10 protein-coding genes and 2 pseudogenes are annotated in these 9,977 nt (G+C 72.2%); 9 read left to right on the forward strand and 3 right to left on the reverse strand.

The window, feature by feature from the left end:
* Positions 1–303, reverse strand: a pseudogene (locus ACLBXO_RS30865) (transglutaminase-like cysteine peptidase); the annotation flags it as partial.
* A gap of 250 nt (positions 304–553) precedes the next feature.
* On the opposite strand from ACLBXO_RS30865, the gene ACLBXO_RS30870 reads away from it, so the two are divergent.
* From ACLBXO_RS30870 to ACLBXO_RS30890, 5 genes are all read left to right on the forward strand, one after another.
* Positions 554–1,123, forward strand: a complete 570-nt coding sequence (locus ACLBXO_RS30870; RefSeq protein ID WP_447687805.1) for a c-type cytochrome, methanol metabolism-related — start codon at positions 554–556, stop codon at positions 1,121–1,123.
* A 167-nt stretch (positions 1,124–1,290) separates the two neighbouring features.
* A complete protein-coding gene (locus tag ACLBXO_RS30875; RefSeq protein WP_447687806.1) occupies positions 1,291–2,493 on the forward strand; it encodes an FIST signal transduction protein in 1,203 nt (400 codons plus the stop codon).
* A complete protein-coding gene (locus ACLBXO_RS30880) occupies positions 2,490–3,836 on the forward strand; it encodes an ATP-binding response regulator (RefSeq protein WP_331316914.1) in 1,347 nt (448 codons plus the stop codon). Before ACLBXO_RS30875 ends, ACLBXO_RS30880 begins: the two co-directional genes overlap by 4 nt.
* Positions 3,837–4,054: 218 nt before the next feature.
* On the forward strand, positions 4,055–5,482 hold the full coding sequence (locus ACLBXO_RS30885; RefSeq protein ID WP_447687807.1) for an MFS transporter: 1,428 nt from the start codon (positions 4,055–4,057) through the stop codon (positions 5,480–5,482).
* A 68-nt stretch (positions 5,483–5,550) separates the two neighbouring features.
* Positions 5,551–6,348 carry an SDR family NAD(P)-dependent oxidoreductase gene (locus tag ACLBXO_RS30890; protein ID WP_447687808.1) on the forward strand — a complete coding sequence of 266 codons (798 nt, stop codon included), beginning with the start codon at positions 5,551–5,553 and terminating at the stop codon, positions 6,346–6,348.
* A 368-nt stretch (positions 6,349–6,716) separates the two neighbouring features.
* Here ACLBXO_RS30890 and ACLBXO_RS30895 read toward each other — a convergent pair whose 3' ends face one another.
* Complete coding sequence (locus ACLBXO_RS30895) at positions 6,717–7,076, reverse strand: SWIB/MDM2 domain-containing protein (protein WP_012320460.1); 360 nt, start codon at positions 7,074–7,076, stop codon at positions 6,717–6,719.
* A gap of 243 nt (positions 7,077–7,319) precedes the next feature.
* Here ACLBXO_RS30895 and ACLBXO_RS30900 point away from each other — a divergent pair, with 243 nt between their 5' ends.
* The 3 genes and pseudogenes from ACLBXO_RS30900 to ACLBXO_RS30910 all read left to right on the forward strand — a co-directional run.
* Positions 7,320–7,442, forward strand: coding sequence for a hypothetical protein (locus ACLBXO_RS30900; RefSeq protein ID WP_331316910.1), 123 nt, complete (start codon positions 7,320–7,322; stop codon positions 7,440–7,442).
* 49 nt (positions 7,443–7,491) lie between these two features.
* Entirely contained in the window at positions 7,492–7,977 is a 486-nt protein-coding gene (locus tag ACLBXO_RS30905) for a DUF2721 domain-containing protein (protein WP_447687809.1), read from the forward strand.
* A 119-nt stretch (positions 7,978–8,096) separates the two neighbouring features.
* Positions 8,097–8,456, forward strand: a pseudogene (locus ACLBXO_RS30910) (PRC-barrel domain-containing protein); the annotation flags it as partial.
* A gap of 113 nt (positions 8,457–8,569) precedes the next feature.
* Here ACLBXO_RS30910 and ACLBXO_RS30915 read toward each other — a convergent pair.
* On the reverse strand, positions 8,570–8,977 hold the full coding sequence (locus ACLBXO_RS30915; protein WP_331318589.1) for a hypothetical protein: 408 nt from the start codon (positions 8,975–8,977) through the stop codon (positions 8,570–8,572).
* Positions 8,978–9,328: 351 nt separating this feature from the next.
* On the opposite strand from ACLBXO_RS30915, the gene ACLBXO_RS30920 reads away from it, so the two are divergent.
* Positions 9,329–9,977: PRC-barrel domain-containing protein (locus ACLBXO_RS30920; RefSeq protein WP_447687810.1), on the forward strand; the 649-nt coding region annotated here is incomplete at its 3' end.

Genomic DNA, 9,977 nt, shown 5'->3' on the forward strand with positions numbered 1-9,977 from the left:
CGACACGATCGTCGCCCAGGTCGCGGGCGTCAGGCTGATCCGGGCCGGCTCGCCCCGGTCCAGCGCGCACTCCGCCGCGTAGGTCTGGCAGAACGTCACCCACGCCGCGATCGGCTTGGCGTCGCCCTGCACCCGGGCGCCGGCCTCGGTGGGCAGGCTCGCCAGCGTCTGCGCCTGGGCCGGGGCGGCGAGACCCGCGACCACGGCCGCGAGGGCGGCCAGGGCCGTCCGGCGGCCCCGGGAGAGCCGACGCGAGGCGGGTCCCTGGACCAGTCCCTGCATCATGGAAACCGCGAACCGCATCGCCGGGACCCAACCGTTAAGCTCTCGTTAACGAAAGCTCTCACGCCGGCGGGCCGGCGGCAATCCGCCGATTAACAAAAGGTTAATGCTGTGCGCAACGCGGATAAGCGCACTCCCGGCCGGTCATCGTGACGCTCCCGGGCCGTGCGCGAAAACGTGAAGGCGCACCAAGGTGTTCTCGGCCGGGATCCGCCGTTATCCCGGCGCCGCGCCACCGAGAAGAAGCCTGTGGGCGGCAGGAGGAAGACGGATGCGGTGCGTTGCAGAGAGAGTGGCCAGCCTCGTCCTGGCCGGACTCGCAGCAGGAACCCTGGGAATGCTGCCGGCCTCCGCCGCGGCCCCGACGGCGGTCCCGTCCGCGGCCGACCTGAAGAGCGAGGGACCGACGCAGCCGGCCAAGGTCCAGGACGGCCAGTACACCGACAAGAACGGTGATCCGACCTACCACATCACGGAGAACGGCAAGAAGGTCGACTGGTACACCATGTCCGGCTACGTGCGGTACAGCGCGAATTGCTTGGCCTGCCACGGGCCGGACGGGCTGGGCTCGACCTACGCGCCCTCCCTGGTCGACGCCCTCAAGGGCATGGACTACGCGCACTTCGCCGGCATCGTCGTGGGCGGCAAGCGGGACGTGAACGCCTCGCAGGAGCTGGTCATGCCGGCCTTTGGCGAGAACAAGAACGTCATGTGCTACCTGCCGGACATCTACACCTATCTCCGCGCCCGCTCGGACGGGGCGGTCGGACGCGGCCGGCCGGCGGACCACGAGGCCAAGCCCGCGGCCTTCGAGAAGGCCGAGGACGCCTGCATGAAGTGAGCGCCCATCCCAGGGCCCGGCCTCGCGCTCGGGCCGGCCTCGGGGGGCCAACACGCCCCGTTGCACCGCTCGGTTGCGCACGACATACTCCGCGCGAGACGCTGAAGAGCGGGCGCCAAGCCTGCCGAGGGGGTCGCAGGGGATGGAACGTGGCTCAAGGATCGGGAGTGCGCCGCCATCTGTGCGGCATCTGGACGGCCTGGACGGGCGCGGCCGGGGCCGCCGAGGCGGCCGCGGAGGTCGCGCGAGCGGTCGGTGACACCGCCCTGTCGCAAGTCGTCGCCTTCTTCTCCGCCGATTACGATGCCGAGATCCTGGCCCGCGCGCTGGAGACCCGGTTCCCCGGCGTGCCGGTGGCCGGCTGCTCGATGTCGGGCGGCATCGCCCCGGCCGGCGGCCTCGACCGCGGGCTCGTCGTCATCGCGTTCCCGGCCGAGCGCTTCAGGATCGTCTCGACCGTCCTCGACGCGATCGACCACCTCGACGTGGAGCGGACCGCCTCGGCGGTCCGGGCGCTGCGCCGGACCCTCGACCCGCTGGACCGGTGCCGCGAGGTCGACGCGGCCGGCACGGGCCACCGCTTCGCCCTGTCGCTGATCGACGGGCTTGCCAATGCGGAGGAGACGGTGGTCTCGGCCATCGCCTGGGCGCTCGACGGCATCCCGATCGTCGGCGGTTCGGCCGGCGACGACCTGCGCTTCCGCGACGCCGTCATGCTCCACGGGGGGAAGATCCACCGCAAGGCAGCGGTCCTGGTGCTCGTCGAGACCGACTTCTCGGTGGAGATCTTCAAGAGCGACAATTTCGAGCCGACGCGGACCAAGTTCGTGGTCACCGCCTCGGACGGCGAGCGCCGCACCGTGCACGAGCTCAACGCAGAGCCGGCCGCCCGGGAATACGCGATGGCGATCGGCCTCGACCCCGAGGGCCTGTCGCCGATGAGCTTCGCCGCCTACCCGCTCGCCGTGAAGGTCGGCGGCGAGTATTTCTGCCGCTCGATCCGGCGGATGAACGAGGACGGCTCGCTCAGCTTCTTCTGCGCGGTGGACGAGGGCGTGGTGCTGACCCTCGCCGAGCCGCGCGACATCGTCGCCTCGACCCGGGCGGAGCTGGCGCGCCTCGACGCCGTGCTCGGCGGCGTCGACCTGATCATCGGCTTCGAGTGCGTGCTCCGCCGCCTCGACGCCGAGAGCCGGCAGGTGCGCCACGGGATCGCCGATCTCTACCGCCGCTACAACGTCGTCGGCTTCGAGACCTTCGGCGAGCAGTACCGGGCGATGCACCTGAACCAGACCTTCACGGGCATCGCCATCGGCAAGACCCTGGCTGCGGACGCGCCGGCCGCGGCCCCCGCCCCGGCCGCGTCGTGACCCTGCACCCGAACGGCCTCGAGACCGACGCGTCCCTGCACCGGCGGATCGAGAAGCTCGAGCGGATCAACGCCGCGCTGATGTCCCATGTCGAGCGCTCCATGGACCAGCGGGGCAGCGCCTACTCGCTGTTCCAGACGGCGATCATGCTCGAGGGCCGGGTCCGCACCCGCACCGAGGAGCTGACCGGGCTGATGCACCGGCTGGAGCGCTCCAACGAGGCGCTGGCCGCCGCGAAGGAGGAGGCCGAGACAGCCAACCGCTCGAAGACGCGGTTCCTGGCGGCGGCGAGCCACGATCTGCTGCAGCCGGTCAACGCCGCCCGCCTGTCGATCTCGGCGCTGGCCGACCTCGACGTGCCGCCGGACGCGCGCGCCATCGCCGGACAGGTTGAGCGGGGTCTGCAGACCATCGAGGACCTGATCAAGACGCTGCTCGACATCTCGAAGCTCGATGCCGGGATCGTCCGGCCGCAGGTCCAGCCCGTCTTCCTGCCCGACCTGCTGGCGGGAATCGCCGAGAGCTTCGAGCCCTTCGCGCAGCGCAAGGGCCTGCGCCTGTCGGTCCACTGCCCGGAGGTTACCGTCACCAGCGACGTGGTGCTCCTGCAGCGGATCCTCCAGAACCTCGTCTCCAACGCCGTCCGCTACACCCGCGCCGGCGGGATCGTCCTCGCGGCCCGGCGCCGCTCCGGCGGCGTCCGGATCGAGGTGACCGACACGGGCTGCGGCATCGCCGCCGAGGAATGCGAGCTCGTCTTCGACGAGTTCTTCCGGGGCGGCGACCGGCCCAGCAGCGGCGAGGAGCCGGGACTCGGCCTCGGCCTGTCGATCGTCCGCCGCATGGCCCTGGCCCTCGATCATCCCCTGCGGCTGCGCTCCCGGGTCGGCCACGGCACCCGGGTGGCGCTGACGCTGCCCCTGAGCGCAATTCCGGCCGCCGCCGCCCCGCCCGCCCCGGTGGCGACCCGGCTCTCGGGGGCCCACGTCCTCGTGGTCGAGAACGACGCCTCGACGGCCGACGCCCTCGCGCGCCTGCTCCAGAACTGGGATGCGCGGGTCTCGACCTTCCGCGACCTCGCGGGCGTGAAGGCCGCCGTCGCGGCGGGCGCCGGGGCGCCGGACATCCTGGTGCTCGACTACCATCTCGACGACGGCGCCTGCGGCCTCGACGTGGCCGCCTATCTCCGGGGGCTGCGATCCGACCCGCTCCCGGTCATCGTCACCACCGCCGACCATTCCGGCGCGGTCGAGGATCGGGTGACGGCCGCCGGCGCGGAACTCGTGCACAAGCCGATCAAGCCGGCCCAGCTCCGCTCCCTGCTCACCTACATGCTGGCCTGACCCCGACCGGGCGCGGCGACGCCCGGGCCTGCGCCTGATCCGCGCCGCGCGCGTCCGCACGAACAAACCTGCCCGCGCGGTGACATAGGACACACGGCGCCCCTCGACGGGCCTCCACGCCTGCGCATAGGGAGCAGCCTCCGCGGCGCGTCCCGTGCGCGGATTGTTCCAGCCATCGACGTCACGGACCCGCCGGGACGCCGCAGGAGCGCGCACCCATGGCGCAGGTCCCGCCCGGTCCGACAGGCAGCGCGCCGGGTCATCCCCAGGGCGCCGCGCAGGGGCCCGTCCAGGACGGCCTGCCGCCGCGCGAGCGCGTCCTCGCCATGGCGGCGATCGGGCTCGCCATGACCATGGCGGTCCTCGACGGGGCCATCGTCAACGTGGCGCTGCCCGTGATGGCGAAGGACCTCGCGGTCAGGCCGGCCGACGCGATCTTCGTGGTCAACGCCTATCAGGTCGCCGTCACGGCCAGCCTCCTGCCCTTCGCGGCCCTCGGCGACATCTTCGGCTTCCGGAAGGTCTACCTGCCGGGGCTCGCGGTGTTCGTCGCCGCCTCCCTCGCCTGCGCGGTCGCGCCGAACCTGCCGCTGCTGATCGCGGCCCGGATCGTCCAGGGTCTCGGGGGCGCGGCGATCATGAGCGTCAACATCGGCTTCGTGCGCTTCATCTACCCGCACCGGATGATCGGCCAGGGGGTCGCCAACGTCGCGCTGGTGGTGGCGGTGGCCTCGGCCGCCGGTCCGACCGTGGCGGCCGCGATCCTGTCGGTGGCGACCTGGCCCTGGCTGTTCCTCGTGAACATCCCCGTAGGCCTGCTGGCCCTGGCGGTGGCGTCCCGGACCCTGCCGGTCACACCGGCGAGCGGCCGCCCGTTCGATCTCGTGAGCGCGGTGCTCAACGCGCTGACCTTCGGCCTGCTGATCATCGGGATCGACGGGCTCGGCGATGCGGAGGGCCGGGGCGTCGCCGCCGTCGAGCTCGCGGCCGCCCTGGTGGTCGGGGCGGTGTTCGTGCGGCGCCAGATCCGGCTGCCTGCCCCGCTCCTGCCGGTCGACCTGCTGCGGATCCCCGCCTTCGCCCTGTCGATGGCGACGTCGGTCGCCTCGTTCTGCGCCCAGATGGTCTCCTACGTGGCGCTGCCCTTCTACTTCCAGGACGTTCTCCACCTGTCCAGCACCCAGACCGGCTTCCTGCTCACCCCATGGCCGATCGCGGTCGCCGCGATGGCACCGATCTCCGGCCGCCTCGCGGACCGCTACCCGCCCGGTATCCTCGGCGGTATCGGGCTGGCCATGATGGCCGCCGGGCTCGTCAGCGTGACGCTCCTGCCAGAGGCTCCCGTCACCCTCGACATCGTCTGGCGGCTGACCCTGTGCGGCCTCGGCTTCGGCCTGTTCCAGTCACCCAACAACAAGGTCATCGTCACCTCGGCGCCGCGCGAGCGGGCCGGCGGGGCGAGCGGCATGCAGTCGACGGCGCGGCTCACAGGGCAGTCCCTCGGCGCGGCCCTGGTGGCGGTGATCTTCGGCCTGACCCACGGGCTCGGGGCCGAGCGGGCCGTGACCATCTCGCTCTCCTGTGCGGTGGCGCTCTCGGTGATCGGCGGCTGCGCCAGCGTCCTGCGGCGGAGTCGGAGCGGCTAGACCGACCCCGTATGCCACCGCGGCCACCGGACCGCGTTGACGCGACGAGTCACGTGCTGGAGCGTCCCATGGATCTCGATCTCACCGGCCGGAAGGCCCTGGTCACCGGCTCGACCGGCGGCATCGGCTACGCCATCGCCAAGGAACTCCTCGATCTCGGCGCCGAGGTCGGCATCAACGGCCGCACGCCCGAGCGCGTCGAGGCCGCGCTGGCGAAGCTGCGGGGGGAGGCGAGCGCCGGCCGCGCCTTCGCGGCGCCGGGCGACGTCGCGACCGCGGACGGCGTGTCCGCGCTGGTCCAGGCGCTTCCGGCCGTGGACGTGCTGGTGAACAACACCGGGATCTTCGAGCCGAAGCCGTTCTTCGAGATCCCGGACGCCGACTGGCAGCGCTTCTTCGACGTCAACGTGATGAGCGGGGTGCGCCTGTCCAAGGCCTACACGCCCGGCATGACGGAGCGGGGCTGGGGCCGGGTGATCTTCATCTCCAGCGAGTCCGGCATCAACACGCCGACCGAGATGGTCCATTACGGGATGACCAAGACCGCGCAGCTCGCGATCTCCCGCGGGCTCGCCCAGACGGTGGCCGGCACCGGCGTGACGGTCAACAGCGTGCTGCCCGGCCCGACCCTGTCGGAAGGTGTGGCGGAGTTCATGAGGCAGATGGCCGGCGGCGCGGCGGATGCAGACCTCGAGGCCATGGGCCGCAGCTTCGTCGCGGAGCACCGGCCCTCCTCGCTGATCCAGCGCCTCGCGCGCGTGGAGGAGGTCGCGAACCTCGTCGCCTATCTCTGCAGCCCGGCCGCGAGCGCCACCACCGGCGCGGCTCTGCGGGTCGATGGCGGTGTCCTGCAGGGGCTCGCCTAGGATCGCGCGGGACTCGGCATGGGGCCCGCCATAGGGCCCGCCATAGGGCCCGGCATGGGGCCCGGCATGGGGCCCGGATCGGCTGGCCGTGCCCGACAGGTCACTGAAGCTGGGCCTTGTCGACGACCCCGCGTGCGCGGGACCGCGGTGGCTCGGCGAGTGCGCGCGGGGAAGCCCGGGTTCCAGACCTTCCGACGCGTCCGGCCCAGCGGACGGCCAAAGCCCTCCGGTCTGACCGGTCGCTCTGGACACCGGGCTTTCGCCCGCGGCGCGCCAGGTCGGCCGGTCCTCCGGCCCAACTGGAACGTCACGAAGGCACCTAGAGCCGTCGGCCCGGACGAGATGCCGGACTGGGCTCTAGGTCGTGATCAGGCCTTCAGATGCGCGGCGAGGTGCTTGTTCATCTCGAACATGGAGCACTTGTCCTTGCCGAAGACCTTCTTGAGCTTGTCGTCGGCAACGATCTCGCGCTTGTTCTGCGGGTTCTGAAGGTTGTTCTTCTTGATGTAATCCCAAACCTTGCTGACCACCTCGCCGCGGGGCAGCGGGCTGGTGCCGACGATGGCGCCGAGCTCGGCCGACGGCTTCAGCGGCTGCTGCAGAGCGTTGGGCTTGGTGCCGGCCGACTTGGCGGCAGCCGGCTTCGCAGCCTTCGCCGGGGCGGCCTTCTCCGCAGTCTTGGTGGTCTTGGCCGCCTTCGGCGCAGCCTTCTCGGTCTTTGTGGCCATAAACTTCCTCCGGTTCTCGGGCCGCAGGCCGGGGCATGATCGCCCCACGGCCGAGCCAGCATAGCAGCAACTAAGCGGTGCCGCCGCCGTTCCAAGGGGAAATTGCCTTTGCAACGCCCTCATCCACAAGGCACGCACGGGAATCCCCTGTGGGATCGCTCGATGGATGCCGTGGTGAAGATTATTCGGCCAGATGCTGAACGCGAAACCTGCTCTTAACAATCCTGCGCGCGAAATACAGGCATGTTCGCCCCGGCCCTCACGCTCGCGCTCCTGCTCGCCACCGGACTGGTCACCGGTCTCGGGCTCGTGATCCGCGCGGAGACGACCGCTTCCGGCATCGCGCCGGGCCGCGGGCTGATCTGAGCGCGCCGGAATTGCCGCGCCGGTCCGCCGGGTGCATCAGCCCGACCGCATGACCGACCCGATCACCCTCGCCAGCCTGGAAAGCACCGCCCACGTCGTCCAGGTGGCGCTCAGCCCCGTCTTCCTGCTGTCGGGCATCGCGACGCTGCTCAACGTCTTCGGGGCCCGTCTCGCGCGCGTGGCGGACCAAGCCGATCACGTGTCCGGATTGCTCGCGGGCGCCGGCGATGCCGAGCGCGTCCGCCTCGGGAAGCGCCTGAACCGCCTTCACCGGCGCTCCCTCGCGCTCGACGCCGCGGTGTTCCTGGCCGCGCTCGGCGGCGTGGCGACCTGCGGCTCGGTGCTGACCCTGTTCGTGGGCGCGCTTCGCGACAGCACGGTCGCGACCCTGCTGTTCGGCCTGTTCGGCGCGGCGATCCTGTGCACGCTGTGCGCCCTGGTGGCCTTCGGCTTCGAGATGCTGCTGGCGAACCGGTCGGTCCGCGACCGGATCAATCAGCGGCGGGCGAGCGCCGGCATGCCGCCCGCCCCCTGAGCGCTCGGTGCGGGTCCGGCCCCCGCTGCCCGCCGGCGGAACCGGCCCCGACCCGCGCGCTTAGTGAGCCGAGGAATGGCCGCGCGGGCACCGCCCCGCGCGCGAACCGTGGAGAGACCATGCCGACGGATTTGCCCAACGAACGTACCCTGAGAGAGCCCGGCACGCTGGAACTGGACCCGACGGGCGAGGGCATGGCGATCGACGAGACGCCGCGGCTGATCGCGTCCAACAAGGTCGAGGGCACGGCCGTCTACGATCGCAGCGGCCGCCACCTCGGCGCCATCCACAATTTCATGGTGGACAAGGTTTCCGGACAGGTCGCCTACGCCGTGCTGGCCTTCGGGGGATTCCTCGGGCTCGGCGAGACCCATCACCCGCTGCCCTGGAAGAGCCTCAGCTACAGCACGGAACTCGGCGGCTACGTCGTCGACATCGAGCCGGGCGTGACCGCGGAGGCGCCGAGCCAGGGGGTCGGCTAGGTGAGCGTCGGCGCGGCGCGCCGACCCGGGCCGTCGCGCCCGCATCGAGCGTCGTCCCCGCGTGCGGGTGCCCGCGCTCGGGAGGGGCGCGGGTGCCGAGCCGTATCGGCTCAGAACTTCCCGCCGAGACCGACGCTGCCGCCGGGCGACAGCATCGGGCCCATCGAGCCGCTGCCGCCGCTGCCGCCGACGGCCGCGTTGCCGCCGTCGAGATCCTCCCGCCGGATCCGGCGCTCGCCGCTGTCGGCCGTCCGCGTGGCGCTGCCGGCTGTCCTGGGGATCGCGAGTTGCTTCGTCGGCGCCGTCTGCAGCGGCTGGCCGTCCGCGTCGACCGCGGCATTGCGCGGCTCGCGATTGGGCAGGGAGCCGCGCAGCGACGGCGGCAGCCCGACCTCCGTCGCCGGCATCACGCCGCCGCCGCCGCCGAGCGCCTGACAGCCGGCCACGAGACCGGCCAGTGCGGCGGCGAGCGCGAGACCGCGCGCTGCCGCGCGTCGCGACGTGGTGAGGGTCGACATCGTGTAGTCCTCGACAGTGGCCGCGGTGCCATCCGCAGCTCGCATGGGTTTATGCGCGGTTGTCTACGCTGGGGTTGCGGCGAAAACCAGACAGCACCACGGGACGCCGGGGGATGACCTCCGGACGCCCTCCGCCGCCCGGTAGCGCCCGGCCGACATGCGCGGCCCGAGCCTTGCTGACGGGCCGACGCGGTCCATAACTTCGCCCAGGTCCTGCGGCACGACGCCATCCGCAGGCGGGGTCCTGCCGGCGGCGGACCCGGAACCGGCCGAAAGCGGTCGTGGACGCGCCGGAGCGCCGGTGTGGCCCGGCCATTCCTCAGAGGACGAAGCGTGTTCAGAACCAACCGGATGATCGCGGCCGTGACGCTCGCCCTCTGGGCGTCGGGGACCGCGGCGCAGGCCCAGGCGAGCGGCAGCGAGGGGCCTGCCGGTCAGGCCGCGCCGCAGACTCCGGCCACGCCGCAATCCGCACCTCCGGCCCAGACACCGATCCAGACACCGGCCCCACCGCCACCCGCGGCGACACCGGCCGCCCCGCCATCCAGTCCGCCGGCTGCCGCGGGCGCGCCGCCCGCCCCGGCCCAGGCGCAGCAGCAGGGAACGCCGGCCACCGTCCTCGACACCCAGGATTACGAGAGCCTGCTCGGCCGCAGCGTGCGCAGCGCCGGCGGCGACGAGCTGGGACGCGTGATCGACATCATCATCGACAAGGAGGGCCATCCCCGCGCCGCGATCATCGATTTCGGCGGCTTCCTCGGTGTCGGCACCCGCAAGATCGCGGTGGATTGGCGCGCCCTGCGCTTCACGCCGGACGGCGGGAAGGAGCGCAAGCTGTCGGTCGCGCTGACCCGCAACCAGGTCCGCGTGTCACCGGAATACAAGGCCGGCGAGCCGATCGTGGTCCTGGGGCCCGCCAGCCCGGCCGCGCCCCCGCCCGAGGGCGAGCAGGCGGCCGCGCCCGCGGCGACGGCGGCGCAGCCGGCGCCGGCCGCGTCGG

This window comes from Methylobacterium sp. C33D (genome assembly GCF_053345825.1).